Here is a 16545-nt window from a genome sequence, read left to right as displayed (position 1 = left end):
TGTATCCGGCCCGGTTTCAGGGCAGGGTCGGCCTCGTTGGTCACGTTCTCGGCCTGACGCCGAAGGCGGTCGGCCTCCGACTCTTGGCTCTTGGCGACCTGTACGTCGCTCTGATGTTCGGCAACGGCGTCGACGACGTCCTCCGTCGCGTCGCGAAGTTCTTGCCGCTCCTCGGCTTTCGCCTGGGCCGCCTCGCGTTGCGCGTCGACTTCTGCCTGGGTCCTTTGCGTCGCGGCCTGCCGCTCGGCGGCGACCTCGGCGGCCCGCTTCTGGGCGGCTGACTGCGCTTCGATCGAGTTCTCGGCCGCCACGGCTTGAGCGTTCGCCGCGAGCCGCTGTCGGGCACCGTCGACCTTGGCTTCGGCCGCCTCTTCACGCGCGTGCTTCGCCTTGGACTCGGCGACCGCCTCCGCCGCGTTGGCTTCCTTGCGTTGGTGGGCCTGGGTCTGGTCGAGCTGGCCCTCGGCCGTCAACGAATCGTTGCCCGTGATCGCCCCGATGACCTCTTTGGCCTTGCCCTTCACCGAATCGATCAGTCCCCTACGGGCCTCGCCTGCCTTGCCGTGCTCACTCATCGAAACTCCTTGAGGCTCTTACCAAGAACCGCGCGTGATTTCCCGTGGATGCTGAAGGTGGTTCCACGGGCGAAGGCAGTCAAACCCTGGTGTGGCCTGCGTCACTCTGCGAAGCGCCGCCTCGCGGACGGCGTCGTGTGATCGGCTACGGTCGTCGGTATGTCCAAAGCGACCGGTAACGATCGAATCGACGACGTCAGCCCCGGCGACATCATCACGGTCGGGGAGCGGTCCGGCAGGGTGGTGTTCGTCGACTCCACCGACGGCGGCTACACGGTCACGATCGAGGCCGACCGCGGCGAGACATTCCAGCTCGACCTGCCCGCCGGCACGACGGTGACGAGGTCGCTCGAGTCGAAGTGGGAGTCGTCGCAGAGTCCCACCCCGCACGCCGACTGACACCCGACTAAGCCCGGGGTATCCCGGCGCGCTTTCATCTGTTGCGTCCCCCGGTTGGCGCGCATGCCGACCTTTAAGCACGCACCGCTACGTCTTTCATTTGTCCTGGCCGGGCCGTCCCATCGCGCAAAACTCGCTTGTCGCAGCACAGCTGAGTGCCTGCGAGGCGGTCCGTCCCCCCGCGATGCTACGTATTAGATGTTGCAGTGCTACGTGTATTTGTGATTAGCTTCGTAGCGTATTGCTCAGCTTCGCCCCGAAGGATGGTCCAGGATGTCCGTCAAAACCGCCCCGACAATGCCCGGTCACGCGTGGCGTGGGGGTGCCGCCCCGACGCCGCCGCCGGGGAATCCTCGGGGTTACGCCGCTGGCCCGGCCTCGACGTGGTCCCCGATGGGCGCCGCCTCGCGGCAGGGGGCGCCGGCCGGCTGGGCGCCACTGCCCCCGCCGCCGGGGTTCGGCCCGGCCCCTTCGCCGGCTTATCCCCCGGCCCCGCCCGGCGGGGCGTCCTCCCGGACGTGGGTCCTGCTGGGGGTGGCGGTGCTCGTGGTGATCGTGGTCGCGCTCGTTGGGCTGATCGCCACCGCCGGCCATTCTGACCGGCCCGCCGCGCCGGGCGCCCACCGGCCGTCCGCTTCCCAGCCGTCGGGTCCGCCGTCGGCGACGGCGACCCCGGCGCCGGCCAGGCCGGTGGCGGCGGAAGACCTGCCGGGGCTGCTGCTGGACGTGGGCGCGGTCAACAACATCATGGGCACCCACGACCTGCTGGTGAACCCCACCCTCACGACGACGCGCTTATACATCGACACCACCGACAAGCCCGAGTGCGGCGGGGTGTGGGCGAACGCCAACCGCGAAGTGTATGCCGGCAGCGGGTGGGTGTCGGTGCAAACGCAATACCTGCGCGAACCGGCCGACGCCAGCCACGAGGTGTTCCAGTCGGTGATCAGCTTCCCCACCGCCGCCGGGGCCGCGGACTTCGTCGCCAAGGAGGCGAAGGCCTGGCCGCTATGCAACGGCAGGTCGATCACGACCACCACCCCGAACCAGAAGCCCCAAACCTGGTGGGTGGCCACCGTCGGGCGTCAGGACGGCATGCTCGCGTCCTTCACGACCCGGGAGGGCGCCCGGGGATGGGGCTGCCAGCACGCCCTGATCGCGCGCAACAACGTGGTGGTCGACGTCGAAGCGTGCGGCTTCTCCGTCATGCAGCAGGGTTCGGCAATCGCCACCAAAGTCGCCGCGGGAATCCGCTAGCCCGAGCCGCAGCTACGAAAGTAAAGGACACGAGATGTGGAGCCACCCGAACGCCCCGGCCATTGGTGGGACTTGGCCCAATCACGTTGCGCCGCAGCCTTATCCACAGGGATCACAGGTCGATCCCTGGGCGCAGACCTGGGTGCGCCCGGCCGGGGGCCCGCCGAGCGGCCCCCCACCGGCGGTGCTGCCGCCGCCCGGCATGCCCTTCCCGACCCCCGGGTACCCCGCCATGGCGGCGCCGCGTGGCAAGTCCCCGAGCAAGTGGGTGCTCGCGGGCAGCGTGGCCGCCGCGGCGGCGGTAATGGCGGGCGCGGGCCTGCTGATCGCCGTCGCTGACAAGTCGAGCGCACCCGCCGGGACCACGACCGTCAGCGAGTCGCCCACCCCTGTGCCGGCCGCGCCGACGATGCAGACCCCGACGCCGACCCAGGCCCCGGTCGTGCCGATCGACGCCCTGCCCGGGCTGCTGCTGGAGCCGGCTGTCGTCAACGCGATCGAGGGCACAACCGGGATGGAGATCCGTCCCGATCCCCACGCCGGGTCCGGTTCGGGATTCTCCGACATCAAGACCGACCGCCCCGAATGCCAGGGCATCCAGCACCCCGCAATGGTCGCAGCCCTACAGGGCAGCGGCTGGATCTCGGCGCAGACCCAGGTGTTGCGCGAACCCGTCGAGGACTGGAAGCACCTGGTCAGTAACGCCGTCGTCAACATCCCCACCGCCCAACTGGCCAGCGACTATGCGGCCGGACAGGCCCAGGCTTGGGCGAGATGCGCTGGAAAGCCCTTGACCAGCAACGCAATTGGCGAAGCACCCGTCACCTGGACGGTCGGCCCCACCAGCGACCGCGACGGCACCGTGAGCGTCCTGCTGGCGCAGGAGGGCGCCGCCGGCTGGGGATGCCAGCGGGCCATGACCGTGCGCAACAACGTTGTCATCGACACCCGCAGCTGCGGCTTCAACCGCACCGACCAGGCCGTCGCGATCGCCACCAAGATCGCAGACCGGGTCCACGTCCCCAGCTAGCTATACCGGCCGCCGGGGTCGCCGTGAGGGTCGTGCTTTGCCGCTTGATCACGACCACCGGGGCAAGCTCGGTGCCAACGGACCAGGTAAGCGAGCCGAAACCAACCGGACTCGTTGTTAACATTGACTACCGTTTTGCGTCGGGGTAGGCCGTCATCACATCCGGGGGGCGCGCGCACGAAAGGGGCTTGGCTTGACCGACCTTGCGCTGCCGCGGTCGGGACTGGGGGCCGGGGGTCGGCCGGTGAAGCCGAGTCGGATCTCTGCGACCGCCCGGGTCATGGCGGCGACAGGTGCGGTGATCGCGCTGGCCGCCGGCTGCGGCGCGGTGGTGGGCGGCAGCGCGGTCAAAGCAGGCGGCCCGGCGCCCGCCGCGGCCGACCCCGCGCTGCTGGATCCCGGCAACTACCCCCGCCGCGCCCGCCCGCCGCTGGGCGCGGTGCCGAACGAGGACGCGGGCCGGGTGGTGGAGGCGCAGCGTATGGCCGACGCCGTCGTAGGCCCGTGGGAAGTGGACCGCACGCTGGTCACCGGTCAGGTCGAACACGCTTCCATCGGCGTACTGCCGACCCTGGATTCACTGGCCGGTGACCTCGCCCCGGGCATGATTGCCCAGGCAAGGGCGCACCACTTTCTGCTCGGGTTCGTCAGCGGGCGGGCGACACCGGCCCCGGCGCCCGGCCAATCCGCGGGCGTCAAAGCCAAAATTCTGGTCAACATGGTGCTGCGCTTCGCGACCCCTGAGGACGCCGCCGCGGCCGCCGGCGAGATGGCCGCCACCAACCGCGGCATCCCCCGCGACGGCGTGCCCGCGACCGAGCTCAAGATCCCCCGCTACCCCACCACGGTGGCGAACATGGCGGCCGTCCACCAGGGCTTCGAGGCCGAGTCGTTCACCGCGCACGGGACCTACGTGTTCCACGAGTACGCCGGCTCGAAGGAAAGCGCCGACGCGGTTGCCGACCTGATCGCCAAGTCGCTGGACCTGCAGGGCCCGGCGATCGACCATTTCCAGGCCACACCGGCCGATCAACTCGCCGCCCTGCCCGCCGACCCCACCGGATTGCTCGCACGCACGGTGCCCTCCACCAAGCCCGACCCCAACCACGCCGCGGTCTACCAGCCGCACGCCGCGCTGCACTTCAGCCCCGATCCGCCCGCGGCGCAGGGGGTGTTCAACGACGCCGGCGTCCAGCGCATGTCGGCCGACCTGACGTCTGTGTACGACGCCGTCGACGCACCGGGCGCGCAGCGGGGCGCCGACGGGCTGGTCCGCATCAATGCCTCGTGGGGCAGTTACAAGCCGACCGCCGGCATCAGCGGCCTGCCGTCGGCGCGCTGCTTCGATCGGGGTCCCGGGGGTCAGCTCTTGCCGCGGTTCATGTGCGTCGCCACGGTCGATCACTACGCGTTCAAGGCCACCGCCACCCAGGAACTGGACCTGCACCAGGTGATGGCAGCCCAATACCTGATGTTGACGGCGTCATGACCGGCCGGATGTGGACGCGCGCCGCGGCCGTCGGGGTGGTCGCGCTGGTGGCCGGCTGCGCATCGACGGTCACCGGCGTGGCCGTCAAGGCGCCCGGCGACAGCGGCGGGGACGGCGTCGACGTCGCGCAGCTGACCACAGGCAATTACCCGATCAAGCCGCGGGCGCCCCTCGGAGTCGCCGGGAACCCGAAGCGGGGCGGCCTGGCCGAGGGCCGCCGGATGGCCGGCTTCGTGGTCGGCCCCTGGCAGACCGACCCCGCCCTGGTCAAGTTCGAGCAGTTCAACACCGGGGTGATGAAGGGTGGAGACTCGGTCAACGCGCTGCTCGGCGCGCCGATCGGCGACGGTCTCGCCGGCCACAACTTCGTCGCCGGGTTCTCCAGCGCCCGCCACACGACGGCCGGTCCCTACAAAGGCCTGATCAACGTCGTGTTGCGGCTGGCGACTCCGGCCGACGCGTCGGCCGCCGCGACGGACATGGCCGCCAAGAGCGGGTCCCTCAGCTTGCCGTTCTCCGAAGCCCCAACCCCCACTCGACCGACCTCGATCCCCCGCTACCCGGGCACCGCCGCGGTCGGCTACAGCTGGACGCCGTCGGAAGGCAGCACCGAACCGCCACGATCGGCGGTGATCGCCCTGACCGCGCACGGCAGCTACGTCCTGGCACAGGCGGCCGACTCCGCGGCCGGCCCCGACAACGCCGCCCAAATGGTCGCCACCACACTGGATTTGCAGCAGGCGCTGATCGACAAGTTCACCCCCACGCCGGTCGACCAGCTCCCGCAGTTGCCCCTCGACCCCACCGGGCTCCTGGCCCGCACCCTGCCCCCGAAGGGCGCTGACGAATCGACGGATGACGGCGTCTATGAGCCACACGGGGACTTACACTTCCAAGATGATGCCGCTCACGAGGAAGCGCTGTTCAATTCCGTTGGCCTGCAGCAGGCTTCATTCACGTTGACCAGCGCCGTCTACCAGACACCGGACGCCGGCTCGGCGGACCGCGTCGTCGCCGACTTCGCCGCCGTGGCCACCGACTTCGACAAGCTGCGCCCGGCGGGCAGCATCACCGGCATGCCGAACGCCAAGTGCTTCGCCGCGTCCCTCGGGTTCTATTGCGTGGCGCGCTTTGACCGATACGCGTTTACCGCCCAGAACGAGCAGCTCGGCGCCGTCCACCAGATGATCGCGGCGCAATACCGCATCCTGAGCGGCAAGTAGGGCCTGTGGCGTTGTCTATCGGGTCCGTGGTGGCCGGCTACCGGATCGAGGGGGTGCTGGGCGCCGGCGGGATGGGCACCGTCTACCTCGCCCGCCATCCGACTCTGCCGCGCAGCGACGCGCTGAAGGTACTGTCGTCCGAACTCTCGCACGACGACCAGTTCCGGCACCGATTCACCCGCGAGGCCGACCTGGCCGCCACCCTCAGTCACCCCAACATCGTCACGGTCTTCAACCGCGGCGAGACCGAGGACGGTCAGCTGTGGATCGCCATGCAGTACATCGAGGGCACCGCGGCCAACGACCTGGGCGCGGCCAACCTCACCCCGACGCGGATCGTCCGCATCGTCACCGACGTGGGCAAGGCGCTCGACTACGCCCATTCCCGCCGAGTGCTGCACCGCGACGTCAAACCCGGCAACTTCCTGGTCTCGCGGCCCGGGGCCGGTGACCAGGAGCGCGTGCTGCTGGCCGATTTCGGGATCGCCCGCGCCCTCGACGACGCCACCACCCTGACCGCGACGGGATCCCTGGTGTTCACCGCCGCGTACGCCTCGCCCGAGGCGATCGAGGGCCGGGCGGTCGACCACCGCGCCGACATCTACTCGTTGGGTTGCTCGCTGTTCCGGCTGCTGACCGGACGCACCCCCTACGAGGATTTTCACGGCTTGCCGGCCATGCTGATGGCCCACGTCATGCAGCCGATCCCGCGGCCGAGCCAGTTCGTGCCCGGTCTATCCCCGGCGGTCGACGACGTGGTCGCCCGCGCGATGGCCAAGAACCCCGCCGACCGGTTCTCCACCGCGGGCGAGATGGCCGAGGCGGCGGCGGCGGCGCTCACCGGCCTCCCGTCGGAACAGTTGCGCGCCGGCGGGTCGCGAACCGCGAACTGGACAAATCTGCCGCTGTCGTATCCCTCCACGCCGCCCCCTGGCGTGCCGCAGCCGGGGGCCGGGTGGTATGGACCGTTCGGCGGCCCGCCCGCACCGGGACTGCCTGCGCCGCAACACTTCCCGGTCGGACCCTCCGGTGGGGTCGTTGCGCCGCGGCGTCGTCGGCGCAAAGCGGCACTGATCCTGGGCGCACTGGGTGTGGTCGTCGCCGTCGCGGTGGCCGCGGGCGTATACCTCGCCGGCCGGCACCACACCGGCGAGTTGCCGCCGTATCAGCCACAAACGCTGAACGCCCAGCTCGGAAATGTGCAACTGCAGCACCGGCCGATGGCGGTCGCCGCCCTGGGGCCCGGCGATTCCGACGCGGTGCTGTCACTCGGCGTGCAGCCGGTGGCAATCAGCGGAATCCAGGGCGGAATGCCGAGCTGGCTGCAGCCCCAGGTGCATTCGTCGACCCCGGTGCTCGCCCTCCCGGATCCGGGCGCCGTCGCCGCGGCCAAGCCCGACCTGATCATCGACACCGGTGACATCGACAAGCCCACGTATGACAAGTTGGCCGCCGTCGCGCCCACGCTGACCCGCCCGGCCGACATCACCCAGAACTGGGTCTGGCAGACGCAACTGACGTGGATCGCCACGGCGCTGGGCCGCACCGATGCCGCCAAGACGGTGCTGGCCGACGCGACGTCGCAGCAGACGGCGATCAGGTCGCAGCACCCGGCGTTCTCCGGCAAGTCCATCGCCGTCGTCGACATCTCCGACAGCGCCGCCACCGTGGCGCAGCGCGTGTCGCCGCCCACCAACTACATCGAAGGCCTTGGCTTCACCTACAACCAGCACTACCGGCGCGCCGGCCCGGGTGACCCGCCAGCGTTCCCGCTGAACGTCGACACGTCCTTCTTCTGGGTGGAAAACACCGACGTGATGGTCCTGCTGCGCACTGACAGCGCCGCCGGCGGCGGGGGTTACGCCGGCCTGCCCACCCCGTTCGTCGGGTACCACGGAATTTTGGTCATCGTCGACGACCCGGCGACCATCTCCGCGCTGAACACGGGCGGCCCCGCCGCCACGGCGTACCTCAACACCGCCCTGGTCAACAAACTCGCCAACCAGATCCACTGACCCGGCGCAAGGGCCGTTCGGCCCCGGCCGGCGATCCCTCCGGTGCACCCAAGCGGTTTCGTTGGACCCTCCCCGGAGGGGGTTTGGAAATTGCAGGATCGGAAACAGCTTGTGTATTAACCAATCCGATCGACACGGGAGTTCCCCATGGCCGACTCTGGCCGGCACCGCGCAGCGCAGTCTCGATCGAGGGACGGCGCCAACCCGCCGAACCGGCGCGGTGAACTGATCGCTGCGGCCGGCGGGGCCACAGTGCTGGCGGTTGTCGGCCTGTTTTCGGGCTGGGCCAACCACAGCCTCACCAGCGCGCGGCCGGTCGCGGCGACCACCGCCCCGGCGGCTCCCGCGGACACTATGGTGCCGGCGGCGCCCTCGCCCATGCGCGTTCCGCTGCGCACCTGGCTCTCCCAGGCCGAGCCGTCCATTGATGCGCTGCTGACCGCGCGCCAGTCGATCGCGTCGGCCGCGGCCAACAACGACATCGCCCGCACCGGGGCGACGTGCGAGAGCGCCAAGGACGCCGTGGGTGCCCTGCAGCATGCCCTGCCGAGCCCGGATGCCCGGCTGAACAACGCATTCCAACAGGCGATCAACAGGTACGGTGTCGGGCTGCAGTATTGCACCGCCGGCGCGCAGAACCGTGATGCTCGGGACATGGCCCAGGCGGCGACGTACATCCGGCAGGCGAACGGCGAGCTGCAGGCGGCTGTCGACCTCGCGACGGCCCAGGTGCCCCGCGAGCCGGAAGTGTTGACCGTCTAGGGCCGTTCCCGGAAGGCGTTTGCCGCTGGGTGTTTGCGCGGCACGGAGAGGGGTATCGCCTGCCCAATGGAGGGAGCGCGGCGTGAGCCATTGGGAGTTGGCGAAAAGTCAGGTGCTCGGGGTGGTCAAGAAGTGGTCGACGCCCAGCCGGGCCGGCCAGCCCGGCGGTGAAAGGACCAGTGAGAGCCATGACCTCGCAGCCACCCAATCCTGACCCGGCGAATACCCCGGACCTGGAGGCGGGCGGTGGGGTCAGCCCCGGCGCCACCCCACCGGCAGCGGGCCAGACACCCGGGGTGGCCAACCCGCACCCGCCCGGGCGCGGGCATTTCACGCCGACGGGAGTCGTCGCGGTCGTCGGCGTGTGCGTCTTCGTCGTCATCTTCGTGGCGGTCGCGGTGCTTCTCGCGATGAAGATGGTCGGCGCCGCAGGTTAGCGCGTCAGCACGGATTACCTGCGTGCGATACCGGGCATAGGTGCTCGGGAAGGGGTCTGGCATGGCGGTTGGTGCCGACGATGTCGGGCGACTGCTCGCCGCCGAGGACCTCGACAGCGCAGTGCACAACCTCGGCGGCTGAACCGCCGGACCAGCACCCCGGGCAGCAGACCTGCGAGCGATTGGCCGCGGGCGCGGCTCCTGATCAAGGAGCGGCTGGCTGCCGCGGACATGGGCGTACCGCGAACAGGCGGGCTAAATCGCCAACCCGGACGCGACGCGAACCCGACCGAAGTACTCTCGGCCCGCGGGGGTCACGTCGCCGGCGGAAGGGTCGGGTAATGCGGTTGGTGGTTGACCTCAACAAGTGCCAGGGCTATGCCCAGTGCGTCCCACTGGCGCCCGAGGTGCTGCGGCTCGTCGGGGAGGAGGCGCTCGCATACGACCCGAACCCGGACGACGCCCAGCGGCAGCGGGTAATGCGGGCCGCGGCGTCCTGCCCGGTGCAGGCGATCATCGTCGAGGCGGACCCGCCCGCGGACCGGGCCGCCAAGTGAGCACGGCCTCCCTGGTCGGTCAGCTCGTCGACAGCTTCAAGGCGGACGGCCGGATCGTCATCGTGGGTGCCTCACTGGCCGGCTTACGCGGCGCAGAGGCGTTGCGGCAGAATGGTTTTCGAGGATCGCTTACCATCATCGGCGACGAACCGTACGAACCCTACGACCGTCCTCCGCTGTCCAAGCAGGTGCTGAAGGGCTGGGTGCCGGCCGACCACACGAAGCTGCCCCGGCTGCGCCCCGTCGACGCGGACTGGCGTCTGGGTGTGGCGGCCGTGGCACTGGATCGGTCCAACCGCCAGGTGCTGCTCGCCAACGGCGACCGGGTCGCCTACGACCGGTTGCTGATCGCCACCGGCACCCGCGCGCGCCCCTGGTTCAACCCCGAGGAGGCCGCGCTGGCGGGGCTGTTCACGGTGCGCACGTGCGGCGACGCCGCGAAGCTGGCGGCCGCGCTCAAGGACCGGCCGCGGCGGGTGCTGGTGGTCGGTTCCGGTTTCGTCGGTTCCGAGATCGCCTCGGTGTGCCGCGAATTGGGGCTCGCGGTGACGGTCGCCGAGCGCGGCAAGGCGCCGTTGGTGGGCGCGCTGGGGGGCGTCATCGGGGACATCGCCGCGCAGATGCAGCTCGATGCCGGGGTGGACCTGCGGACCGGCGTGGCCGTGCAAGGCCTCGACGGAGACGCCGACGGCCACGTTCGCGCCGCGCACCTCTCGGACGGCACGGCGCTCGACGTCGACGTGGTGGTGGCGTCGCTGGGGTCGATCCGCAACGTGGAGTGGCTCGACGGTGCGCAGCTGGCCAGCGGCTTCTGGGGAGTGGCGTGCGACGCCGGCTGCCGGGCGTTCGACATCAACGGCGTGGTGACCGACAACATCTTCGTCGCCGGTGACGTCGCGCGCGCCCCGCACGTGCTCTACGAATACCAGTTCATGTCCCAAGAGCACTGGGACAACGCGGTTTTCGGCGCCGAGGTGGCGGCCAACAACATGATCAGCCTGGAACTGGGGCGGCGCCCGCACCTGCCGCTGCCGTCGTTCTGGTCCGGCCAGTTCGGCGTCAACATCAAGAGCGTCGGGGTCTGCTCGTTCGGCGACGAGATCGTCTTCACCCAGGGCTCGCCCGAGCAGCGGCGCTTCGCCGCCGCCTACGGATACCGTGGCCGAATCGTGGGGGCGGTGACGTTCAACCACGGCAAGTGGCTGCCGTACTACGCCTCGCTCATCGAGCGGTCCGCCGCCTTCCCGCCGCCCCCGCCGGGGTATGACCGGCCCGCCATCTTCGAGCCGATGCCGGCCCGCTTCCCCGACCCCCGCGAGCCGACCGCCATGCCCGACGTGGTGCTGACCGGACACGACCCGACGTCGCGCGGGGCCGAATTCCGCCCGCGCAAACGCTGAACCTGGGAGACCCGATGGACGCCGCCACCGCCTGGGCCGAGGCGATGAAGTTCGAGAACCGCCCGAACCCGTACCCGTACTTCGAGGAACTGCGCAAGGCCCCGGTGGCCAAGGTCGGCGAGAAGACTTTCGTCGTCACCGGTTACGGCGAGCTGCTCGCCTTGGCCCACGATCCGCGGATCAGCTCGGACATCAGCCGAAGCCCGGCGGGTTTCGGCGGTGAGAAGCCCGCCGGTGAGCAGCTGCCCGCCTACGGCCGCGAGGCCAGCATCATCGTGTCCGACCCCCCGGATCACGACCGCGCCCGGCGGCAGGTCATGCGCCACTTCGGCCCGCCGCACTCCCCCGACCTGATCCCCGGCATGGAACCGTTCGTAGTGCGGCTGGCCGACGACCTGCTGGACAGGGTCAAGGAACGCGGCGCCACCCGCCTGGACGTCGTCGAGGACTTCGCCTACCCAATCCCCGTCGCGGTCATCTGCAAGATCCTGGGCGTGCCCGTCGAAGACGAGCCGACGTTCCACTCGTGGATCTTCGACTTCATGATGGGCAGCGACCTCGGCCCGGAGGGCGCCACCGAGGAAGGCCGCGCCCTGGCCGAGAAGGGCCGCGCCAGCACCGCCGAATTGCTGGATTATCTGGGGTGTTTGGTGCAGAGGTACGCCCGGACACCGGGCGAGGGGTTGCTGTCCAAGCTGCTGCACGACGACGGGCCCGACGGCCCGATGCCGGCCAGGGAGACGACGTCCAACGCTATGTTGCTGCTGGTCGCGGGCCACGATTCCACGGTCAACACGATCACCAATTGCGTGCTGACGCTGCTGCGCAATCCCGGCTCCTGGGACCTGGTGCGGCAGCGCCCGGAGCTGATCCCCCGGACCATCGAGGAGGTCCAGCGGCTGCAGTCCGCGGTTCAGTTCTTCCCGAGCCGCAGCGCCACCGCCGACATCGAGATCGCCGGCACCGTGATCCCGGCGGGGTCGGCGGTGCACCTGGTCTACGCGGCGGCCAATCGGGATCCGCGCCGGTTCGACAATCCCGACCGGTTCGACCCGCTCCGTGCGGACAACGAGCACTTCGGTTGGGGCAGTGGCATACATACGTGCATGGGTGGGCCGCTGGCGCGCCTGGAGGTCAACCTGGCGCTGGAGGCCCTTTTGCGTCGCGTCGAATCGCCGAAGCTGGTGGTCGACCCGCCGCCGTATCGCCACAATCAGGTGTTCCGCGGTCCGCGGCACCTGTGGGTCGACTGGGCCGCGGTCGCCGGTTGAGCGGCCCGACTCCTACTCGACGGTGACGCCGTCGCCGACGCGAACGACGCCCGTCGTCAGCACCTCGAGGTATGTGCCCGCGCAGGGTTGCGCCCCGTGGCCGCCCGTGTCGATCCGATTCTCGGCCGCCGGGGTGCGCAGCGCCTGAGGGGCCCGCGGCAGCGGTCCGTGCTCCAGGGTGGGCACCACACATCGCGATGTGGCCGTCAGCACCCGCAGCCGCGCCTCGCCGACGGTAATTTCCCTTCCAGCCCAATCATTTTCACCGTAAGGCGGGTAGCCGGGCGGCGTGGCGATCACCAGATTCGGCCGATACCGCAGCGCTTCGACGCCGATGTGGTCCAGGGTGGCCGTCGTGATGGCGTGCAGGGGCGCCTCATCGGTGAACGAGTCGCCCGGCGTCTTCTGTGCGATCTCGAGGATGCGGCCGCCCACCTCGGCGTCCAGCCCGAGGTCCAGTAGCTGCTCCGGATCGGGGCGTTCCAGCGTTGCGCCGTCCGGCCGCTGGCGCACCAGGCGCACCGTCCGGCCCGTGAGGCGCGACAGCAGTTCGTCGACGGCGGGGTCGTCGGCCTTAACGCTCGTCCCGTCGGGCAAAGCGATACTCACCTGCCCGGTGTCACCGTTGGCGGTGCACTTCAGCAACCCGCGCCACAGCCGGGCCTGCTTGGCGCTCGCGATGTGTCCGGTCACGGCGTCGACGAGCGCGAGCCGGCGGTCGCCCGCCGCGCCGCCCTCGTCCATCAGCAGGCTGCCCACGGTCTCGCCGAGCATCGACTTCACCGGATATCGGAGCAGGCTTTGCACCCGCAGCTCTGCCGAATCTTCAGCTGGCGTCGGCTCCCGCATCGCCCGTAACCCACCCCTGTTTCCGGCTGACCACTCTGCCTGACTCCGAACAGTATGACGCCCGCTCGGGGGCGGTATCGAGGAGGCCCGCGCGAATGCCGCCCCACCTACGGCATCCGCGCGGACCGGCGGCCGATTAACCCGGGCAGTAGTTGGATTCCGCGGCGCTCACCATCGAGGTGACGTCGGCGAAAGTGATGCCCTTGGGGCCCAACGTGCTGTGAATGTCGGTCGCGATCTGGTCCGGCGTCTTGCCGCCATTGCGGTCGGCGCAGATCTGGTGGCCCATCGCGATGATGTCTGAGTCGTCCCCTGCGGGCCAGGTGAATCCGAGCTTTTGCATTTGCGCGATGAACGCGTCGTCGGTGGCATCGGCGAGCGCAATCGCCGTGCTCGCCGACAAGGCGGCCCCTATCATCACGGGGACAGCGAGTTTGGCAAGCCAACGGGGTGGGAACATTTGGCGACCCTCTTTTCTTGTCGTGCTTCGCGGTGCGGTCAGTATATGAGCGCTTGATCGGACCGAATATTAAAAATAGGGAAACCCTGAATCGCTGGTAAAGTGCCGCGTATTCGGTGACGGCGGCCCTACGCGGTGGTTCCCGCCAACGTGACCCGCAGGACCACCCGCGGTTTGCGGCCGCGGGCCGCAATAGTTTCGATGAGCGTGACAAGCCGGTATTCGAGCCCGTACTTGCGCTTGACGAGCGATTCGATGCGGGCGACTTCCCCGGGTTCGGTGATGACCTCGGCCGTGCCGTCGGCGACGGCTTGACCGCCGGGCACCTTGCCCGTCCGGCCGCAGGGAGCCAGGGAGACCCGCGCGTCGCGTCGAATTCGCTTGACCTTCACCGCCTCCGCCGGCGTCCAGAACCACAGCAGGTCGCCGTCGCGCACGGCCCACATCGGCGAGGCGACGGGGTTCCCGTCGCGCTTGAACGTCGTCAAGGAAACGAACTTCGCGTCTCCGAGTCGCGCTATCTCGTTTCCGGCCATGCTCTGTCAATACCCGATCCGCTCGCGGCGCTCAACTCCGAAGACGGTGATCGACCCCGTTTCAATTTGCCCGGAGTGGTGGGCGACGATTCAACACCGTCATTACGCGAGGTGTAGACGGTGATATGACAACAATTGCCGAGGGCATCTAATGGATCTTATCTTCGGTCACCGCATTGCGTAGGCATGCCGGCGGGGTTCGGACGAATTCGGAAGGTTCACCGATTTCCGGTGCGAAATTCCTGCGGGCGGCGCACTGACCGCTCCGCGGCCCGACCACCCCCGGGGGTGAGCGCGACCCGGAACGCGCGGCGCTGTGCCGTCGGTAACGTCGTGGCAACGACTCGGTGAACGCCGGCGACCGCCGGCGGGGCGCGCGACGGAAGCCAGCAACCGAGTCCCCCGCCACGAGTTTCCCAATCGGGAACCCGGGTGACCGGCGACTTCGCTTCGAGCAAGCCGCCGCGTCAACTAATATCAGCACCGTTGGGAAGTCAATGCGAATCGCCGGGAGCTGCTCGACAGCGCATATCCAGGCTGAGTAGGGGGCGAGGATTTGCGCTGGTGGACAGCCTATTCCGGCATACCGTCCGAAACCGGGCGGGCGCGTCGAGCACACGGCAAGGGATGCCCCGCAACGCTTTCGGTGGACAATCTGCGCACCGCGGACGGGAGTGGCAGCAATGGGAATGGGCTCGTCGCGCGGTGCTGCCAGCAAATCCGTAGGCCGGGTGCGGTTGCTCCCTGACGCCGGAGGCCAGCACCGACCGTCCGGCGACCTCGACGCGACCACCGCGGCGGCCTGCCGAATCGGCTGCGGTTAGGGGCCGGCGTGGACTACTCGATCTTCCCGCCGGAGGTCAACTCCGGCCGAATGTATCTCGGCCGCGGTGCTGAATCGATGGCGGCCGCGGCCGAGGCCTGGGAGGGTTTGGCGGCCGAGCTGCACGCGACCGCCAACGCGTATCGGGCGGTGGTGTCCGGACTTGCGGCCGGCCCCTGGCAGGGTCCCTCGTCGGCGTCGATGGTGGACGCGGCCGCGTCGTTCGTCAACTGGCTCAGCAACGTAGCGACGCAGGCCGAGGAGGCCGCCGTACAGGCCAGGGCCGCCGCCGCGGCTTACGAAGAGGCGTTCGCCTCGACCGTGCCGCCGCAACTGGTGGCCGGCAACCGCGCACTGTTCACGCGGCTGGTGGCGACCAATCTCTTCGGGCAGAACACCTCTGCGATCGCGAACACCGAGGCCCAGTACGTCGAGATGTGGGCCCAGGACGCCGCAGCGATGTACCGATACGCGGCGTCGTCGGCGTCCGCGACGACGCTGACACCCTTCACCGCCCCGCAGCAGAACACCAACCCCACCGGCGGGTCCACCCAGGCGGCGGCCGTCGGTCAGGCCACCGGCACCTCGGCCGGCCAGGCGCAGAGCGCCGTTTCCTCAGTTCAGCAAACATTCAGCGCGGTACCCAGCGCGTTGCAGAGCCTCGCGACGGCGTCCCCGGTGTCCGCCGCACCGACGGACTCGCTGGCGACATTGTCCGACCTGATCACCGTGTTCGTGGATCTGCCGGCGGGCCTGGTGGGCATCTTCGGCGACATCCCGCTGAGCACAGTGGGTGCCGTGGCCCTCCCCATCGACATCGTCAGCTACTACATCGGCGTGCACACCGACGACATCGTCAGCGGCTGGAACGGCGAACAGAGTTGGCCCGGAACGGGACCGGCGCCGGTCAAGGAGTTCCCGGCGACCCTGCTCAACCTGCCCCCGGGCACGGTGCCGCCCGCCCCGAGGGTCTCGGCCGCGCTGGGCGAAGCCCACACGGCGGGCTGTCTGTCGGTGCCCGCGACGTGGACGATCGCCACGCCCGCGGTACGCCCCGTCTCCTACGCCCTGCCCGCACTGCCCGCCGCCACTACCGGCGCGGTCGAGGGCGCGGCTGCGGGGTCGAGCACCTTCGGGCAGATGGCGTTGGCGGCGCTGGCCGGGCGGGCCATCGGCGGCACCCTGGGGACCGGTGCCGGCGGCGGCGGGGCGCCCGCAGCCGACCGCGTGCAGGCCGCCGCGGGTGAGGCCGACACCGCGCCGGGGTCGGCGGCCGACGGTGAAGCGGGAGCCCCGGAGATCCCGCCGCCGCGCGCGGTCGTCACAGGAGTGGCGGCCGAGCTGCGCGAATTCGCCAAGCTTCGCGACGAGGGAATCCTGACCGAGGAAGAGTACGCCGAGCAGAAGAACCGACTGCTCGGTCGGTGAACCGCCCTTCGGGATACTGCGACTTTTCGAAAAG

The 16545-nt window shown here is 69.8% G+C and carries 15 protein-coding genes and 1 pseudogene; 12 read left to right on the top strand and 4 right to left on the bottom strand.

Translation table 11 applies throughout. The annotated features are described in order from the left end of the window. Positions 1-26: 26 nt before the first annotated feature. Positions 27-575, bottom strand: a pseudogene (locus tag G6N56_RS04240) (CsbD family protein); the annotation flags it as partial. 159 nt (positions 576-734) lie between these two features. On the opposite strand from G6N56_RS04240, the gene G6N56_RS04235 reads away from it, so the two are divergent. The 11 genes from G6N56_RS04235 to G6N56_RS04185 all read left to right on the top strand — a co-directional run bounded on the left by G6N56_RS04235 (position 735) and on the right by G6N56_RS04185 (position 12415). Next, the gene (locus G6N56_RS04235) at positions 735-974 is read left to right on the top strand and encodes a hypothetical protein (protein WP_085257255.1); all 240 of its coding nucleotides are present in this window, start codon (positions 735-737) and stop codon (positions 972-974) included. A 273-nt stretch (positions 975-1247) separates the two neighbouring features. Continuing rightward, positions 1248-2231, top strand: coding sequence for a sensor domain-containing protein (locus tag G6N56_RS04230; RefSeq protein ID WP_085257254.1), 984 nt, complete (start codon positions 1248-1250; stop codon positions 2229-2231). A 34-nt stretch (positions 2232-2265) separates the two neighbouring features. Continuing rightward, a complete protein-coding gene (locus tag G6N56_RS04225) occupies positions 2266-3261 on the top strand; it encodes a sensor domain-containing protein (RefSeq protein WP_085257253.1) in 996 nt (331 codons plus the stop codon). A 193-nt stretch (positions 3262-3454) separates the two neighbouring features. Next, on the top strand, positions 3455-4750 hold the full coding sequence (locus tag G6N56_RS04220) for a DUF7373 family lipoprotein (protein WP_232069208.1): 1296 nt from the start codon (positions 3455-3457) through the stop codon (positions 4748-4750). Continuing rightward, positions 4747-5973, top strand: coding sequence for a DUF7373 family lipoprotein (locus tag G6N56_RS04215; RefSeq protein ID WP_085257252.1), 1227 nt, complete (start codon positions 4747-4749; stop codon positions 5971-5973). The genes G6N56_RS04220 and G6N56_RS04215 overlap by 4 nt, the downstream gene beginning before the upstream one ends. 5 nt (positions 5974-5978) lie before the next feature. After that, complete coding sequence (locus G6N56_RS04210) at positions 5979-7988, top strand: serine/threonine-protein kinase (protein ID WP_085257251.1); 2010 nt, start codon at positions 5979-5981, stop codon at positions 7986-7988. Between the two features lie 147 nt (positions 7989-8135). Then, positions 8136-8750, top strand: a complete 615-nt coding sequence (locus tag G6N56_RS04205) for a hypothetical protein (protein ID WP_085257250.1) — start codon at positions 8136-8138, stop codon at positions 8748-8750. Between the two features lie 188 nt (positions 8751-8938). Continuing rightward, entirely contained in the window at positions 8939-9187 is a 249-nt protein-coding gene (locus tag G6N56_RS04200; protein ID WP_085257249.1) for a DUF6480 family protein, read from the top strand. 341 nt (positions 9188-9528) lie between these two features. Then, positions 9529-9744 carry a ferredoxin gene (locus G6N56_RS04195; protein WP_085257248.1) on the top strand — a complete coding sequence of 72 codons (216 nt, stop codon included), beginning with the start codon at positions 9529-9531 and terminating at the stop codon, positions 9742-9744. Next, positions 9741-11144, top strand: coding sequence for an NAD(P)/FAD-dependent oxidoreductase (locus tag G6N56_RS04190; RefSeq protein WP_085257247.1), 1404 nt, complete (start codon positions 9741-9743; stop codon positions 11142-11144). Before G6N56_RS04195 ends, G6N56_RS04190 begins: the two co-directional genes overlap by 4 nt. Positions 11145-11158: 14 nt before the next feature. Then, positions 11159-12415 (top strand): cytochrome P450, encoded by a 1257-nt coding sequence (locus G6N56_RS04185; protein WP_085257246.1) that lies wholly within the window; start codon positions 11159-11161, stop codon positions 12413-12415. Between the two features lie 12 nt (positions 12416-12427). Here G6N56_RS04185 and G6N56_RS04180 read toward each other — a convergent pair whose 3' ends face one another. The 3 genes from G6N56_RS04180 to G6N56_RS04170 form a co-directional block, all read right to left on the bottom strand. After that, positions 12428-13264: an MOSC domain-containing protein gene (locus tag G6N56_RS04180; RefSeq protein ID WP_085257245.1), complete on the bottom strand. Its 837-nt coding sequence runs from the start codon at positions 13262-13264 to the stop codon at positions 12428-12430. Between the two features lie 136 nt (positions 13265-13400). Continuing rightward, the gene (locus G6N56_RS04175; RefSeq protein WP_232069207.1) at positions 13401-13667 is read right to left on the bottom strand and encodes a DUF732 domain-containing protein; all 267 of its coding nucleotides are present in this window, start codon (positions 13665-13667) and stop codon (positions 13401-13403) included. Positions 13668-13852: 185 nt separating this feature from the next. Then, entirely contained in the window at positions 13853-14260 is a 408-nt protein-coding gene (locus tag G6N56_RS04170; protein WP_085257243.1) for a PPOX class F420-dependent oxidoreductase, read from the bottom strand. 832 nt (positions 14261-15092) lie between these two features. Between G6N56_RS04170 and G6N56_RS04165 the strand changes: the two genes are divergently transcribed. Next, entirely contained in the window at positions 15093-16511 is a 1419-nt protein-coding gene (locus G6N56_RS04165) for a PPE family protein, SVP subgroup (RefSeq protein WP_085257242.1), read from the top strand. The last annotated feature ends 34 nt before the right edge of the window (positions 16512-16545 follow it).

Source organism: Mycobacterium saskatchewanense (assembly GCF_010729105.1).
Classification (GTDB): Bacteria; Actinomycetota; Actinomycetes; order Mycobacteriales; family Mycobacteriaceae; genus Mycobacterium; species Mycobacterium saskatchewanense.
This window is presented reverse-complemented; position numbering and strand designations above follow the sequence as displayed.